The organism is Tatumella ptyseos, from assembly GCF_030552895.1.
Classification (GTDB): Bacteria; Pseudomonadota; Gammaproteobacteria; order Enterobacterales; family Enterobacteriaceae; genus Rosenbergiella; species Rosenbergiella ptyseos_A.
In genome coordinates, this window is sequence record NZ_CP130649.1 from 251,135 (window position 1) to 265,453 (window position 14,319).

Consider the following 14,319-nt stretch of genomic DNA (forward strand, 5'->3'; position numbering starts at 1 on the left):
ATTATTGACTCTGACGGCGGGCACTACACGCCATCACATTTCCCTTCTTACAAGCGAGGCTGGCGTACTGTCTCGCTTTCAGCTGATTTTTATCAACGCCTCGTCCGTAACGATAAAGGTTCGATAAATAGAGGTAAGAGGTTGCGTCGCCCAGTTCAGCCCCTTGTTGATAGAGTTCACGAGCACGTGTTAAATCTTGCGGGACAGAATAACCGTTTTCAAACATATGCCCCAATGCACTATAGGCCGCAGGCTGCTTCAACCCAGTTCCTAACTGATAATAGCGCAGAGCTTGCGAATAATAATCGCTACCGCGTAGTTCATACATTGTCCCTGCAGCCAGGCACTCTTCACCCTGTTGCTTTTCACAGCCCTTAATATGTTGGTCGAGTTCTGCTTGCTGAGCATAAGTCGGGGTTGGGGAAGAAGAGGAAAAATAATCAACAAATCGGTGGTAAGTGCTACAGCCCGAAAGGGTTAGCGCCAATGCTGCCACACTGGCAGGGAATAGAAATTTCATAGGCCCTCTCTTTTTAATGAAGGACCCACAGGGAGAGGTTCCCTATGGGTGAGTGAGAAGAGTGTACGCTGATATTTGCTGCGGGGCTTTGCGCCGAACTCCGAAAGAGAGGGCAATCGCGTAAAAGCACACTTTTAGGTTAAGTGCCCGCGTATCGTAACTTCTCGGTCTTCAGGCACTTCATTATAGGAAAGAACATACAGTTCGCTGGAGAAGGAACGCGCATAGCGGGCAAGTAGAGGGCGTAACGTCGGAGGGACGATCAATACAGGCGGTAAATTCTCGGCCTTCATTTGTTGGGTGATCAACGGCATATTGGTCTGCAGTTGTGATAACAAGTGGGGATCGAGAGGAACATTATCCAACTCTTTATTCCCTGCTGCTTGCTGGGCTCTTAACAGTAAGTTCTCGAGTTCATCGCTCAAGGTAAATACCGCGAATTGAGAGCGATTTTTATTAATACCCTGCACAATTTGTCGACGTAACGCATAACGTACGTCGGCGGCAAGTAATAACGGATCTTTAGTGACCTGATGGCCCATCAATAGTGCCGTGGCGATGGTCACAATGTCTTTTAAACTCACGCCATCAAGCAGTAAGGCACGGTAAATACGTAATTGTTGTGCATAGGTCAGAGCCTGTTGGAGATCCTCGCTCAATCGTGGTGCTTGAGCCGCGAGGCGTTTGTGAAGTTGAGTGATATCGTCGTATTGAAAAAGATCTGGCAGATGGAGTTTGGCCACTTTATTGACATGGGTTGCAATGACACTGGCACAGTCAACGACTTGATAGCCAAAACGTAAGGCTTGGCTTTTTTGGCTCGGCTCTATCCAGATCGCAGACATTCCATAGGCCGGATCTGTTCCCAGAATCCCGTCGAGCTCACCATAAATCTCATTACTCGCTAACGCCATTAATTTATCGGCGTGGACCTCCCCCATAGCGGCTTGGATCCCCTGAACCATGATGCTGTATTGGGTCGGTTTTAGGCGGAAATTTTCTCTGACTTGGATTTCAGGCAGTAGCATACCGCTATTTTCTGACAGGATTTGCCGAACACCGGTGATACGTTGAGAGAGTAAGCTGCCTTGGGCTGGATCAATAAGTGTCACCAACTTATACCCTAGGTTTAGACCGAGGGCTTCTGTCTGGGTGAGACTCTCCCACTCTAACGGCGGAGTTTGTACGTCAAGATGAGGGGTAATCTCGGTACTTGGCATGACTTTCGCTGCCGTAATACGCTTAGACTGACGCCATGCGGTAAAAGCTAATAAAAGGGTGAAGCTGAGAAATGCGATATGCGGCATGCCTGGCACAAGAGCCATAACAAACATAATGCCCGCTACCGTATAAAGAACGGCCGGTTGGGCCAGTAACTGCTCGCGGACCTCATGGCGGATATCTTGCCCGTCGCTGACACGGGTAACGATAATTGCCGCAGCCGTGGAGAGCAGTAAGGAAGGAAGTTGAGCAACGAGTCCATCACCAATAGTTAATAAAACGTACTGCTGGAAGGCTTGGCTGGCATCGAGATGATATTTCACCATACCAATGCTTATCCCGCCGACCATGTTAATCACCAGAATCAGCATTCCGGCGATAGCGTCACCTCGAACAAACTTCGACGCACCGTCCATCGAACCGTAAAAGTCGGCCTCTCGGGTCACTTCCGCTCGTCTCTCACGAGCTTGTGTTTGAGTAATGGCGCCAGCATTTAATTCGGCATCGATGGCCATCTGTTTACCGGGCATCGCATCGAGGGTAAACCGAGCAGAGACTTCAGAAATCCGTTCCGCCCCCTTGGTAATGACCACGAAATTGACAATCATCAGTATGATGAAAACCACTAACCCTACAACAAAATCGCCGCCGATCACGACTTGGCCAAAAGCTTCAATGACTTTCCCTGCTGCGCCTTCGCCCTCATGCCCATGAAGCAGTACCACCCGAGTTGAGGCGACATTCAATGAGAGCCGTAGCAAAGTAGTGATCAGCAGTAAGGTTGGGAAGATACTAAAATCGAGCGGACGTTGGGCATTGACCGAAACGAGCAATATGAGGATGGCCAATACGATATTGAAAGTGAATAGGCAATCGAGGACCAAAGGGTTTAACGGTAAAATCACCATGGACAATACCGATAAGAGCAGAATCGGCAGCCCTAATGGGAATTTTTTGACAGAGTTAACCCATGGTGTGAGTTGAAATTTATTCACTAAATTGTCCTTCGTCTGGCAATACTAACGTTTTATTAATACGTGGTTTCTGTAACGATTGATCTTCCCGCCACCGGCGTAGCTGCATGACATAAGTTAATACATGTGCGATGGCCTGATAGAGCTGGTGGGGGATCTGTTGATTGACTCGAGTCGAGGCATACACCGCACGGGCTAAGGGGGGGAATTCCACGACCTCAATCGCATGCTCTTGGCCCAGTTGACGGATAAACAGCGCCAGATCGTCAATCCCTTTCGCGACCACATAGGGCGCTGCGGCGGCTTGAGGATCATATTTCAATGCCACGGCGTAATGGGTGGGATTGGTAATGATCACATTGGCTTGTGGAACGCTTTGACGCAGTTGACCTTGAGCTATCTGTCGCTGAAGTTGACGCAAACGGCCTTTAATCTGCGGATTCCCCTCGGTATTTTTAAACTCGTCTTTCACTTCTTGACGGCTCATACGCATTTTACGCTGGAATTGATAGCGGCTTAGCGGCCATTCCACTAAGGCAAAGACAACCATTAATACGACGAAGTACGCGAAAAGTTTTGCCGCGAGTGACAAGCCAATCGCAAGTCCACTCGGCCAGCTCAGGCGAGAGAGTAACATGATCTCCGGTAAGGCATGACGTAGTACGCTTACCAGCATCACTAAAATAAGTATGCTTTTCACCATCACCTTGCTCAACTCAATGAGGTTATCCATGGCAAAGAGGCGGGCGATACCTGTCAATGGATTGAGCCGCTTCCAATCGGGTAAGAGTTTAGACAGGCTAAAGATCCAGCCACCACTAAAAAGAGTGACTAAGCTTCCGGCTACAGGCACCATACAAAAGCTGAGCACGATGAGTAGTACACAATGCAGCGCACTTGCCACCAGAGCAAATAAGTCATCGTTTGAATTGGCGCCGATCCGGTACTGAGGGAGACGTTGAAATAACTCCGCAACCAAGTGCCAATACCAAGGGGCAAGCAGTAGTAAGGTGGCGAAGGCAACAGCCAACGATGCCGCAGAGGATAGCTCTTTCGCACGACTGGTATCCCCTTTTTCGCGAGCCTTTTTAAGTTTACCGGGGGTCGCTTTTTCCGTTTTATCACTGGCTTGAGACATTGCTACCTCGCAATAGATCAAACTGGTGAATAATCTGATTAGTTAACGATAAATAATGCTCAGATAAGGATGGGACCAGCAGCGCAATACTTAGGATACCGGCCAAGGTCGCGAGGGGAAAGCCGAGTGAGAATAAATTAAGACTAGGTGAAACCTTATTCAGTAATCCAAAAACGCCTTGGATCAGTAACATAATAATCGTCGACGGGAGCGCGATAATAACGGCTGCGGAGATAATCCAGCCAAAGCTACTGATAATCACCTGTAAGCTCGGCCAGCTTAATGCCGCACCGATAGGCCAATAGATGAAGCCTTTATATAACACGGTCACGAGGAGTAGGTGCCCGTTAGCCGCAAAGAAAATTAACATCGCGGTTAAGTTGAAAAGCTGTGCAACCAGCGTGTTACTCGTTCCATTTACCGGATCGTTCTGAACCGCCATGGATAAGCCCATATTCATCGCAATAATTTGTCCTGCCGTTTGTAACGACGAGAAAGCGAACTGAAGCAGCTGACCGAAAATCGCCCCCCAGCCAATTTGTTCCACGACTAATACCAACATAGTACCGGAGAGGAGAGCGGGTGAAGGGGGCAGGGGAAGCAGTGGTCCGATAAGTGCGGTGAGTACCACAGAAAGCAGCAGCCTAATTTTTCGCGAGATCAGAGTGCTTTCCGCTAGGGGGCTGAACTGTAAGAAAGCGAGTATGCGTACCCAAGGTAACAATAGGGTAAGAAGGTGACTGTAGAAGCCTGTTAAGTCCAGCATTCCGCTACCCAGCTAGCGAGCCCGCTTGATGGAACAATAGCTCGGTAAAATCGATTAATTTTATTAATATCCATTTCCCAGCGACGATTAAGACAAGCAGTGTCACCACTAACCGAGGTAGAAAGCTTAGCGTTTGTTCATTAATTTGCGTTGCCGCTTGGAAAATACTGACACATAGCCCGACCAATAGACCGGGCAAAATAATGACAGCTGAAATGAGTAATACCAATTGAATAGCACTTCCCATCTGATCGCTAATACTATCCAGCGTAAACATCTTAAAATCCCTGAATACTATGGGTAAGGGTACCGGTAATCAGTGTCCAGCCGTCACATAAAACAAACAGTAATAGTTTGAAAGGCAAAGAGACGACCATTGGCGACAACATCATCATTCCCATGGCCATCAGGATACTGGAGACAATGAGGTCGATGACCAGAAAAGGCAGATAGATCATAAAGCCAATCTGAAAAGCCGTTTTCAACTCACTAAGTAGATACGCTGGAGTAATGATCGTGAGATCCTGATCTTCAGGTTTACCGCTCGCTTTAGCGATACTCATTATCTGTGCCAGCGCCGGTTTACTGGTTTGCGCGAGCATAAATCTTTTCAAAGGCTCACTGGCTCGTTGCAGTGCATCAGTCAATGAAATTTGTTGCGCTTGGTAAGGCTGGAAGGCTTGTTGGTTGATGGTGGTCCAGACGGGACGCATCACCAGCAAAGTTAGGCATAGCGCGATACCGGTTAGCACTTTATTCGGGGGCGTTTGCTGTAAACCCAATGCTTGGCGCAAGATTGCTAACACGATAATAAAGCGAGTAAAGCTGGTCATCATTAAGACCATAATCGGCAGCAAACCGAGTAGGGTCATTAACACCAGAATTTCAATATTCACGCTAAATTGCTGTGCGCCATTCGCAGCTTGGGTGCTGAAGAGCGGTAACCCCGGTTGGGCAGCGAACAGGGGGGCAGAAGCTATTAGCCCCATCGACGCGAGTAAATAACCCGCTTTAGCCCTCAGACTCATGGCGTCAGGTCACTTAGCGATTGTCCAGTGAACTCGATAATACGTAAGCCATACTTATCATTGACGACCACAACTTCGGCCTTACCGAAAAGTACGCCATTTACTTTTAAATCAAGCGGCTCACCTGCCATCTTATTCAATTCAATAACAGAGCTATTATCGATCGCTAACAATTCGGCGAGGGAGACGTTCACCGAGGCGACCTCAAGTGTCAAGGTTAAGGGAATTCGATTAAAAAGCTGTCGTTTACGTTCATCCGCTTCATGTTGTGCGAAATCCTTTTTCGCCGTCGAGTCTGAGACTTGGGGGCTAAGATCGTCCAAGTGAATATCGTCCAACGAAAAAGCAGACGAAGGGGGATTATTATCGTAATTCATACTGTGTTACCTGGTGTAATGATCAATAAAATCTGACAATACGAGCTGACCTTGATGCTCAGAGACTTTTGCCTGAAACAGGGTTTCATCACCTAATACAATGGGCACAGACTCATTAAGAAAAACAGGCAATACATCCTCAACCTTTAACGCCAACAGCTGTTCTAACGTCATCTCAACGCTGGCTAACTGGGCTGTTAAGCTAAAGGGAACCCGCCTCAGTTGCCGTTCTAACTGATCTTTGGTTAACGATGTGTGAGGTGTTGGTTCCGTTTCTTGAAGTAAGCCACTCAAAATTTGGTCAATTAATGAATGATCAAAGTGTAAAGTGATAACCCCTTGCGGGTAGCCGCGCAGCTGAAAAGAGAGAGACCAAGCCCAATGACTATGTTGCTGATTTGGCTGTGACTGTAAGGTGAGCGGTAACCCAACTACCTCCGGCGTTAAAAAGATTCGACTGATCTCATCCCCAAGCCGCTCTTGTAACCGTAACTCAGTCTGAGTGATTTCAGGCGTCTCGTTCAATTCAGTGTTATCAGTGACGCCATAAAAGTCATTTAATAATCTTAATAATAAAGGCCGATCTATTTCGAAGGCTATTTTTCCAGCAGCACAGGAATAGAGTTGATGGCATTTTTTATTTTCTTCGATAGAAAAAATAATATTAGCTAGCGAAGTATTTATTCTAAATTTATTTAAAAAATAGCGGCTCAAACTAACATCGAAATTGTCATAATTTTTATTAATGTGTTCTGCGAGCTTGTGCCAAGGCTTACCTAGCTGACTGACCGCGAGGGACAGCACATTGTCATCCTTATCAATGTTTAGTTTTTTCAGTGTATCTTTAGCGCAAACCATGGTCTGTCCGGCGTTCTGATGCTGTATCTGTTAAGCAATACTAAGCATTTGGTAAGGAATTATTAAGAATATTATGAGATATTAGTTGCGGCTTGCAAGGGTTTTGTTTAGATTTGTATCAGAAGATTCCGTAAATTTGATCTAAAAACCGACACTTTTTGCCTAAAAAGTAGGCAGTATTGGGCCATCTGCCCCTTATTTGTACAAGTTATCGCCAATTAAAATAAAAATTATAACGCTAAAATCGTACTCTCTCTGAGGGCGTTCATAAATTGAACAAAAAAATTATCATTGTTAATTTTAAATATTAATAAAAATTAGCAAAACGCTTACTTTACACTTGGGAAATATCAATGAGTACTTATTCTTCTGGGATAAATACTGCTGATGCTGATCTAATTTCATGCGCTGCAAAGAGCCTCGACACCTTACGCCTAGCTGAAAAAATAGCCAAGGTGAGTGTGCCTGTTCTGATTTACGGTGAATCAGGGACAGGCAAAGAGTGCATTGCTCGTCATATCCATCGACAACAATTTGGCACTATGGGCTCCGCTCCCTACATCGGCGTCAATTGTGCGGCAATCCCCGAAAGTTTGTTAGAGGCTACGCTCTTTGGTTATGAGAAGGGTGCTTTTACCGGGGCTGTTCAATCTATGCCGGGTAAATTTGAGCAAGCGAACGGTGGCACCTTACTCCTTGATGAAATTGGCGATATGCCATTATCACTGCAAGTTAAGTTACTGAGAGTGTTACAGGAGCAAGAGGTTGAGCGACTGGGCAGCACGCGCCGAATAAAGCTTAACGTCAGGATTATTGCCGCGACACATCAAGATATTCCGCTAGCCGTGAAAGAGGGGCGGTTTCGACAAGATCTTTTTTATCGTTTAGCCGTATTACCCATCACTATCGCCCCATTACGTGAGCGGCCAGAAGATATTCTGCCGCTAGTCAGCCATTTTATGCAGAAGTACCGGGCTTTCACCTCATCAGATATCACGCTTTCTACCTCCGTTAAGCAGGCCTTAGTCAGCTATGACTGGCCTGGCAATGTTCGGGAACTCGAAAATAAGGTGCAGCGTGGCTTAATCCTTTGCCAAGGTGAAAATTTAACCGTTGACGATCTTGGATTACCTGCAATTCATTGTGCGACACAAAAGATATCGCATAGTGAAGTTGACAGTATCCCGGCTATCAGGGATTTAGGGAAACAGGTAGAGCAACAATACGTGTTAGATGTCCTTAAACAGTTTAACGGCAATAAAACGTTAACGGCTGAAAAGCTTGGTATCACGCCGCGAGCGTTACGCTACCGCCTGAGTTCGATGCGCCAAGCTGGCTTATGTCGTTAATGTCCTTGAAGGAAGGAATAAATGAGTATTGACCCGACTTTTTCACTTTTTTCAGCCGGAATACAAGGTGGGGAGGGTGGGACACCGCTGCCCACTCCTGCGCTACCGATCAATCGCCCAACAGAAAGTTTTCAGTCGGTGCTGGCTGACGCCATTGGGCAAGTAAATCAACTTCAGCTCAAGGCGAGTGAGCAACAGCAAGCGATCAACGCTGGACAAAGCGACGATCTGGCGGGGGCAATGGTGGCCAGTCAACAAGCGAACATCAGCTTTAGTGCATTGCTGCAAGTGCGTAATAAGCTGACGAGCGCGCTAGACGATGTGTTGAACACCCCTCTCTAATGTGGAGCCATAATGTTTGATTCACTCACTGCTTGGTTCGCTAAGCGTAATGGTTCACTAGAGTTAGTAAAAAAGCCCTGGGTCTTGGCAGTCGCAGGGGGAATTGTCTCCCTCATTATCGTTGCCATATTGTGGCGCGGGCAGGTGGATTATGTTCCGTTGTACGGTGCTCATCAGCGAGTCCCTAATGATGCCGTCGCGAGTGCATTAGCGGCAGAGCAGATCGAGTTTCGAATAAATCCAGAAAATGGACAAGTGTTGGTTGCCGACAAGCTATTACCCCGCGCGCGGATGGTCTTGGCAGGCAAGAATATTCAGCCAATTGTTGCCCCAGGCTTTGAGATAATGGATAAAGATGAAGTATTAGGCGCCAGTCAATACATTCAAAATATCCGCTATCAACGTGGTTTAGAAGGCGAACTGGCACGGAGTATCATGTCACTACAGGGTGTTGAAGACGCGCGCGTACATCTCGGTATTCAAGCTGATAACGGGTTTGTCCTGTCGACTCAACCGGCAAGCAGCGCATCGGTGTTGGTGACCTTGGCGCCGGGAGTTCGCTTAGCGACTCAACAAGTGAGGGCGATTAGTCAGCTTGTGGCCGGAAGTGTGCCAGGATTAACGGCAAGTAATATTCATATTGTCGACCAAACGGGGGCACTACTCAATGATTCGACTCAAGAAACGACCAGTGTCTCATCGGACGTGCTCCAAAGTATTAGCCAACCCATTACTCAGAATTTGACGCAAATTCTGGATTCTGCTGTCGGGCAAAAGAATTACCGTGTCACGGTGATGCCAGAGATTGATTTTCGTCGAACTGAAGAAACCCAAGAGACCTACCAGGGTGATCCGAAAGTACTCGAAGAGCAGGTCAATAATGATAGTAGTGATCAAGCTCCCGCTTCCGGTATTCCAGGGACCCTGAGTAACCGTCCAGCGACTGAGACATCGAACAGCGCAGAGCCGCAGAAATCTCAGCGATCCGTTAGCCAAACGCAACGTAAATATGCCTATGACCATCAGATCAAACATATTAACTATCCCGTGCAACAGTTAGCGCGTCTACAGATTGCGGTAGCATTAAATAATGGCACCGACACCGTTGCGAAAATGTCGGAAACCCAACTCGCCCAACTCAAAAGTTTGTTAGAAAATGCAGCAGGCGTGGACGCAAAGCGGGGCGATACCTTAACGCTCGATAAGCTAGCCTTTGTTATACCTGCTCCTCTCTCCGTGCCGATTCTCAGCTGGTGGCAACAGCCGGATATTCAGTTCTGGGCGATATGGGCCGGTGTTGGCGTGATCGTTATTTTGATGATGCTATTCATTTTGCGTCCTGTCATGAATACGCTGATTCGCCGCCGTACAGGGGAGTTGGCCAAGGATAACTCCGTTAATGCCGAGCAAGATGTGGTGCAAGGCAGCGCAACACATCAATTTGAAAGTGAAGCCGATCTGCCACCACGAGCCTCGGGTATTGAAGATAAAGTCAGTTATTTACAACAGCTCGCGGCGAATGAAACTGACCGCGTCGCTGAAGTGATCAAACAGTGGATAAACAGTAATGACCGATCCCGCGACAACGTCTAACGTTTCGTTGCTCACCCGGCAACGTAACAGTGTCGAACAAGCGGCAATTCTTCTGCTCAGTATTGGCGAAGATGCCGCGTCACAAGTGATGCAAAAATTATCTCGAGAAGAAGTGATTGTTCTCAGCGAGACCATGGCGAGATTACAAGGGGTTAAGGTTTCGCAAGCTCACCAAGCCTTTAATCATTTTTTCGATGATTATCGTCAACAGAGTGGCATCCATGGCGGATCGCGCGCGTATTTACAGACTATTTTACAAAAATCGCTCGGGCAGGAGATCGCGACTAGCGTGATGAATCATATCTACGGAGATGCGATTCGCTACCGCATGGCACGGTTGCAGTGGGTCGACACTTCGCAACTCTCGGCATTAATCAGCCAAGAGCATGTTCAATTGCAAGCCATCTTTCTCGCTTTTCTTCCGCCAGATGTCGCGGCTGAAGTCTTAGCGATGCAACCGCTGGCGCTACAAGATAAAATTTTATTCAAGATTGCGCGACTCGATGATATTAATCGTGACGTGATAGCTGAACTGGATCGTCTCATCGAACGTGGGATCACCACTATCTCCGAGCATGGCTCTCGTATCACAGGGGCAAAGCATGCGGCGAATATTATCAATCGTCTGCCGGAGCAGCAGAACGAGTTGCTGGCACAGATGAAACAGCAAGACGCTGGCCTATTTAAAGCACTTGAAGATCAAATGTACGAATTCTTCATTCTAAGCCGTCAAAGTGAAGAAACGCTACAGCGCCTTTTCGACGAGGTTTCACTCGAAGAGTGGGCTATTGCCTTAAAAGGTGCAGAACCTGTGTTGCGCGATGCATTGTTCAGCATCATGCCTAAGCGCCAGGTAGGACAATTAGAGCAAACCTCTACGCGTTTAGGCCCGATGCCAATCAGTCGTATCGAACAAGTACGGCGGGATATCATGACAACGCTCCGCCAGTTAGCGGAAGAGGGGGAGATTACCCTGCAAATGTACGCCGAGCGTACGGTCGAATAGTGGAAAAACCATGAGCAAAACGGTGACTACCTATCGCTTCCCCCCCCTGCATCCTGACCCGGCTGATGCTGTCGAGGAGGTTCTTGAACAGCGCCTTCCAGTTGAGGATCATTCACTCATTGATGAAGCCATTAAGGCGGGCTTTCAGCAAGGCTTAGCGGAGGGTAACGCACAGGGTATTGCTCAAGGGATGGAGGAAGGCAAACAGCAAGGTTACGACCAGGGCTACTCCGCCGGGATGGCCGCAAGTAAAGCCTTATTCGAACAAGCGAGCTCACCGCTAAGTACCTTGGTTGAGACGCTCAATACCTTTTATACACAGGCTGAACAACAGCAAAAAGCGGCAACGTTAGCCTTGGTTAAGCGGATTACCGGACTGGTCATCCAACATGAAATGGCGACGCAACCTGAGCTATTACTCACTTGGATTGAGGAAAAAATCGCTAATGAGCAGTTAGTCGGATCAAGCTTTTCAGTGAGAATTGCTGAGGAAGATTATCAAGCGATACAGCGTATAGCACCTGAAAAAATTGAACAGTGGAAATTACAGCCGCAACCGGATCTCTCTCGTGGAGAGTGTGTCATTGATACGGCTGAACAGCATTTTGACCTGGGCTGCCAGCAACGGTTGGATAGCTGCTTAGCGACACTGGAACAGAGCCTGACAACTCCGGGTGAAGATCGATGAAAGGGCTAGAGCAAGCATTATCTTCCTTAGGGGAAATTCCCTTTAGCCAAGATTTCGGGAAGTTATGTCGGGTGACTGGGCTATTGATGGAGGTCAGTGGCTGTCCACTCGCGATTGGTGAGCGCTGTGAAGTAGAAACTGTCGATAAAAAAAGAATTATCGCTGAAGTGGTAGGTTTTAACCGTGAACTGACTTATCTAATGCCCCTCCACAGTCTGACAGGGTTAAGAAGTGGTGCAAGAGTGCTCCCTGCTACCCAGCATCCTAGGCTCGCCATTGGCCCTGAGTGGCTAGGACGTGTCGTGAATGGCGTGGGGATACCCATTGATGAAAAAGGCCCGGTGACTGGGGGGGCGACGCTAGCGCACCAATTGCCGCCACTCGCAGCGCTACAACGTCGTCCAATCTCAGCGCCGCTTGATGTGGGAATTCGTGCCATCAACGGTTTATTAACCCTTGGACGCGGCCAGCGAGTAGGCCTTATGGCCGGGAGTGGTGTTGGAAAAAGTGTATTACTTGGAATGATGGCGCGTGCCACCGATGCGCAGATCGTCGTGGTCGGCTTAATAGGCGAACGCGGACGGGAAGTTAACGAATTTCTCCTTCATACACTGGGGGAGGAAGGACTAAAAAAGGCCGTGGTGGTGGTAGCCCCTGCTGATGAAAGCCCGTTAATGCGGTTGAAAGCGACGGAACTCTGCCATGCCATCGCTGCCTTTTTTCGCGATCAAGGTTATCACGTATTATTGATGATCGACTCCCTCACTCGCTATGCCATGGCACAGCGAGAAATTGCGTTATCACTTGGCGAAGCACCGGCAACTAAAGGGTATCCAGCCTCGGTCTTCTCATTGATCCCTCGTCTAGTGGAAACGGCAGGTAATAGCAGTAGTGAGGGGAGCTTAACGGCCATTTACACTGTGCTAGCGGAAGGTGACGATCAGCAAGACCCTATTGTCGATGCCGCCCGGGCTGTGTTGGATGGTCATATTGTGTTATCACGAGCGTTAGCGGAAATGGGGCATTTTCCGGCCATCGATATTAGTCAATCCGTTAGTCGTTGCATGGGATTAGTGACGACGGCAGAGCATCGTCATCAGGCGCGAGTCTTCAAGCGCTATTATAGTCGTTATCAAGAGATTAAGCCGATGATCGCCCTAGGGGGATATGTCTCGGGAGCCGACCCCGAGGTTGATCGGGCGATGCATCTCGCACCGGCGATGAGCCAATTTTTACAGCAAGCCGACCAGCAATTGAGTACGCTTGACCAGAGTCTGGTGCAACTCTCTTCTTTAATGCAGGATGAACAATGAGTTCCCCGCTCTCATCCCAGCTAAAAAGGCTAGAACGTCTGAGGCAACAACGCCGAGAACAGTGTCAACAACGCGTGATCGCGCAGCAACGTCAAGTTGAGCAGATGCATAATAAATTGAACACGTTGCAGCAATTTATCGACTCACCGATACCTGCAGTGAGTAATGGCTTAGCACTCAAAAATCATGAAAATTATGTGCAAGAACTGCGGCGGTTGTATCAGTGGCAGCAGCAACAGTGTCAGTCTGCTGAGTTGGAGTTAGGCCAACGCACGACGCAGTTACTCATTAGCCATCGTCAAGAAAAACAACTTGAGATATATAGCCAAACAGTCACTGAGACGAATGAGCGGCAACAACAGCAACAGGCTCAAAAGTTGAATGATGAACTGGCGGCGAACCGCTTTGGTCGAAAAATTTAGCCCAAGCTATCGGGATGATAAAGCCAGGCGCTAGGATCTAATTCTGGCATGCACTCTGCGAAAAGACTGTATTGCATTTCGAGTAGCTGTTGATTGGCGTTATTCGCTTGTTGGCAACGCTGCAGTTGTGCTGGGAGTTCTTGCCATATCTTCACTAAATGCTGTTGCGCGGCAGGGGCTAGACCTTCAAGTAACTGATTCATTCCTTGGGTATCGGCACTCAGCGATAATTGCTGTAGACCGCGAATACGTCGTTGAGCATGTTGATGAATCTGTCGGTAATGTTGCATCAGCTGCTGGGTATGACTATCCAGTTGCGTCGGCGTAAAGCTAATAATTGCTTGGCGCTGGGCAGACAGTAGACTTTCGATCCGCTGAAAATGTTGCTGATCATCCAGTAAGTCCGCCACTAACTGACGAACAATCTCAATCCTATTCATTCAGACCTCTGGAAAAAAGCGAGCATAGAGTGGGCGAGGGAATCGCTATCTAGCCCAATTTCACCACGGCCCAATGCTGCTTTAATTTCAGCAACCTTATCAAGGTCCACTTCAGGCAATTGCCCCAACTGGTCGCGAGCTTGTGTGAGGGTTTGCTCTGTCGACGGCGTAGAAATTGTCGGCGCGGTGACTTTCTCACTCTGTTCGGTTTTTACCGATTGAGCCATCGAGGTACTGACTCGGTCATTAGGTAAAGTTGGGGTTAGTTTTATCATAAAAAATCT

The 14,319-nt window shown here is 48.0% G+C and carries 17 protein-coding genes; 7 read left to right on the top strand and 10 right to left on the bottom strand.

From position 1 onward, the window contains the following. Window position 1 precedes the first annotated feature (1 nt). The 8 genes from QJR74_RS01290 to QJR74_RS01325 form a co-directional block, all read right to left on the bottom strand. Window positions 2–520, bottom strand: a complete 519-nt coding sequence (locus QJR74_RS01290) for a tetratricopeptide repeat protein (RefSeq protein ID WP_304372828.1) — start codon at window positions 518–520, stop codon at window positions 2–4. Window positions 521–654: 134 nt separating this feature from the next. Continuing rightward, the gene (locus QJR74_RS01295) at window positions 655–2,736 is read right to left on the bottom strand and encodes a flagellar biosynthesis protein FlhA (protein ID WP_304372829.1); all 2,082 of its coding nucleotides are present in this window, start codon (window positions 2,734–2,736) and stop codon (window positions 655–657) included. Next, window positions 2,729–3,853, bottom strand: coding sequence for a flagellar biosynthesis protein FlhB (flhB, locus tag QJR74_RS01300; RefSeq protein ID WP_304372830.1), 1,125 nt, complete (start codon window positions 3,851–3,853; stop codon window positions 2,729–2,731). The genes QJR74_RS01295 and flhB overlap by 8 nt, the downstream gene beginning before the upstream one ends. Then, a complete protein-coding gene (locus QJR74_RS01305) occupies window positions 3,837–4,619 on the bottom strand; it encodes a flagellar biosynthetic protein FliR (RefSeq protein ID WP_304372831.1) in 783 nt (260 codons plus the stop codon). The genes flhB and QJR74_RS01305 overlap by 17 nt, the downstream gene beginning before the upstream one ends. A gap of 4 nt (window positions 4,620–4,623) precedes the next feature. Then, the gene (fliQ, locus tag QJR74_RS01310; protein ID WP_304372832.1) at window positions 4,624–4,896 is read right to left on the bottom strand and encodes a flagellar biosynthesis protein FliQ; all 273 of its coding nucleotides are present in this window, start codon (window positions 4,894–4,896) and stop codon (window positions 4,624–4,626) included. Window position 4,897: 1 nt separating this feature from the next. Further along, window positions 4,898–5,647: a flagellar type III secretion system pore protein FliP gene (gene fliP / locus QJR74_RS01315; RefSeq protein WP_304372833.1), complete on the bottom strand. Its 750-nt coding sequence runs from the start codon at window positions 5,645–5,647 to the stop codon at window positions 4,898–4,900. After that, window positions 5,644–6,024: a FliM/FliN family flagellar motor switch protein gene (locus QJR74_RS01320; protein ID WP_304372834.1), complete on the bottom strand. Its 381-nt coding sequence runs from the start codon at window positions 6,022–6,024 to the stop codon at window positions 5,644–5,646. The genes fliP and QJR74_RS01320 overlap by 4 nt, the downstream gene beginning before the upstream one ends. A gap of 6 nt (window positions 6,025–6,030) precedes the next feature. Then, window positions 6,031–6,882, bottom strand: coding sequence for a FliM/FliN family flagellar motor switch protein (locus tag QJR74_RS01325; protein WP_304372835.1), 852 nt, complete (start codon window positions 6,880–6,882; stop codon window positions 6,031–6,033). A 353-nt stretch (window positions 6,883–7,235) separates the two neighbouring features. Between QJR74_RS01325 and QJR74_RS01330 the strand changes: the two genes are divergently transcribed. The 7 genes from QJR74_RS01330 to QJR74_RS01360 are packed head-to-tail and all read left to right on the top strand — an operon-like array spanning window position 7,236 to window position 13,595. Beyond that, window positions 7,236–8,231, top strand: a complete 996-nt coding sequence (locus tag QJR74_RS01330) for a sigma-54 interaction domain-containing protein (RefSeq protein WP_304372836.1) — start codon at window positions 7,236–7,238, stop codon at window positions 8,229–8,231. Window positions 8,232–8,252: 21 nt separating this feature from the next. After that, on the top strand, window positions 8,253–8,573 hold the full coding sequence (gene fliE, locus QJR74_RS01335) for a flagellar hook-basal body complex protein FliE (protein WP_304372837.1): 321 nt from the start codon (window positions 8,253–8,255) through the stop codon (window positions 8,571–8,573). Window positions 8,574–8,585: 12 nt separating this feature from the next. Then, window positions 8,586–10,166: a flagellar basal-body MS-ring/collar protein FliF gene (gene fliF, locus QJR74_RS01340; RefSeq protein WP_304372838.1), complete on the top strand. Its 1,581-nt coding sequence runs from the start codon at window positions 8,586–8,588 to the stop codon at window positions 10,164–10,166. Beyond that, window positions 10,141–11,172, top strand: coding sequence for a FliG C-terminal domain-containing protein (locus QJR74_RS01345; protein ID WP_304372839.1), 1,032 nt, complete (start codon window positions 10,141–10,143; stop codon window positions 11,170–11,172). The genes fliF and QJR74_RS01345 overlap by 26 nt, the downstream gene beginning before the upstream one ends. Before the next feature lie 10 nt (window positions 11,173–11,182). Further along, the gene (locus QJR74_RS01350; protein ID WP_304372840.1) at window positions 11,183–11,860 is read left to right on the top strand and encodes a FliH/SctL family protein; all 678 of its coding nucleotides are present in this window, start codon (window positions 11,183–11,185) and stop codon (window positions 11,858–11,860) included. Next, window positions 11,857–13,173 (top strand): FliI/YscN family ATPase, encoded by a 1,317-nt coding sequence (locus QJR74_RS01355; RefSeq protein ID WP_304372841.1) that lies wholly within the window; start codon window positions 11,857–11,859, stop codon window positions 13,171–13,173. Before QJR74_RS01350 ends, QJR74_RS01355 begins: the two co-directional genes overlap by 4 nt. Further along, window positions 13,170–13,595, top strand: coding sequence for a flagellar FliJ family protein (locus tag QJR74_RS01360; protein ID WP_304372842.1), 426 nt, complete (start codon window positions 13,170–13,172; stop codon window positions 13,593–13,595). Before QJR74_RS01355 ends, QJR74_RS01360 begins: the two co-directional genes overlap by 4 nt. Here QJR74_RS01360 and flgN read toward each other — a convergent pair. Together flgN and flgM are read right to left on the bottom strand one after the other, a co-directional pair. Further along, window positions 13,592–14,035: a flagellar export chaperone FlgN gene (flgN, locus tag QJR74_RS01365; protein ID WP_304372843.1), complete on the bottom strand. Its 444-nt coding sequence runs from the start codon at window positions 14,033–14,035 to the stop codon at window positions 13,592–13,594. The two genes, QJR74_RS01360 and flgN, sit on opposite strands and share 4 nt — an antisense overlap. Then, window positions 14,032–14,310 carry a flagellar biosynthesis anti-sigma factor FlgM gene (gene flgM, locus QJR74_RS01370; RefSeq protein ID WP_304372844.1) on the bottom strand — a complete coding sequence of 93 codons (279 nt, stop codon included), beginning with the start codon at window positions 14,308–14,310 and terminating at the stop codon, window positions 14,032–14,034. The genes flgN and flgM overlap by 4 nt, the downstream gene beginning before the upstream one ends. Between the last annotated feature and the right edge of the window lie 9 nt (window positions 14,311–14,319).

Coding starts and splice junctions, on each gene's coding strand:
- QJR74_RS01290 (WP_304372828.1), bottom strand. CDS start 520: ATGAAATTTCTATTCCCTGCCAGTGTGGCAGCATTGGCGCTAACCCTT.
- flhB (WP_304372830.1), bottom strand. CDS start 3,853: ATGTCTCAAGCCAGTGATAAAACGGAAAAAGCGACCCCCGGTAAACTT.
- QJR74_RS01305 (WP_304372831.1), bottom strand. CDS start 4,619: ATGCTGGACTTAACAGGCTTCTACAGTCACCTTCTTACCCTATTGTTA.
- fliQ (WP_304372832.1), bottom strand. CDS start 4,896: ATGTTTACGCTGGATAGTATTAGCGATCAGATGGGAAGTGCTATTCAA.
- fliP (WP_304372833.1), bottom strand. CDS start 5,647: ATGAGTCTGAGGGCTAAAGCGGGTTATTTACTCGCGTCGATGGGGCTA.
- QJR74_RS01320 (WP_304372834.1), bottom strand. CDS start 6,024: ATGAATTACGATAATAATCCCCCTTCGTCTGCTTTTTCGTTGGACGAT.
- QJR74_RS01325 (WP_304372835.1), bottom strand. CDS start 6,882: ATGGTTTGCGCTAAAGATACACTGAAAAAACTAAACATTGATAAGGAT.
- QJR74_RS01330 (WP_304372836.1), top strand. CDS start 7,236: ATGAGTACTTATTCTTCTGGGATAAATACTGCTGATGCTGATCTAATT.
- fliE (WP_304372837.1), top strand. CDS start 8,253: ATGAGTATTGACCCGACTTTTTCACTTTTTTCAGCCGGAATACAAGGT.
- fliF (WP_304372838.1), top strand. CDS start 8,586: ATGTTTGATTCACTCACTGCTTGGTTCGCTAAGCGTAATGGTTCACTA.
- QJR74_RS01345 (WP_304372839.1), top strand. CDS start 10,141: ATGACCGATCCCGCGACAACGTCTAACGTTTCGTTGCTCACCCGGCAA.
- QJR74_RS01350 (WP_304372840.1), top strand. CDS start 11,183: ATGAGCAAAACGGTGACTACCTATCGCTTCCCCCCCCTGCATCCTGAC.
- QJR74_RS01355 (WP_304372841.1), top strand. CDS start 11,857: ATGAAAGGGCTAGAGCAAGCATTATCTTCCTTAGGGGAAATTCCCTTT.
- QJR74_RS01360 (WP_304372842.1), top strand. CDS start 13,170: ATGAGTTCCCCGCTCTCATCCCAGCTAAAAAGGCTAGAACGTCTGAGG.
- flgN (WP_304372843.1), bottom strand. CDS start 14,035: ATGAATAGGATTGAGATTGTTCGTCAGTTAGTGGCGGACTTACTGGAT.
- flgM (WP_304372844.1), bottom strand. CDS start 14,310: ATGATAAAACTAACCCCAACTTTACCTAATGACCGAGTCAGTACCTCG.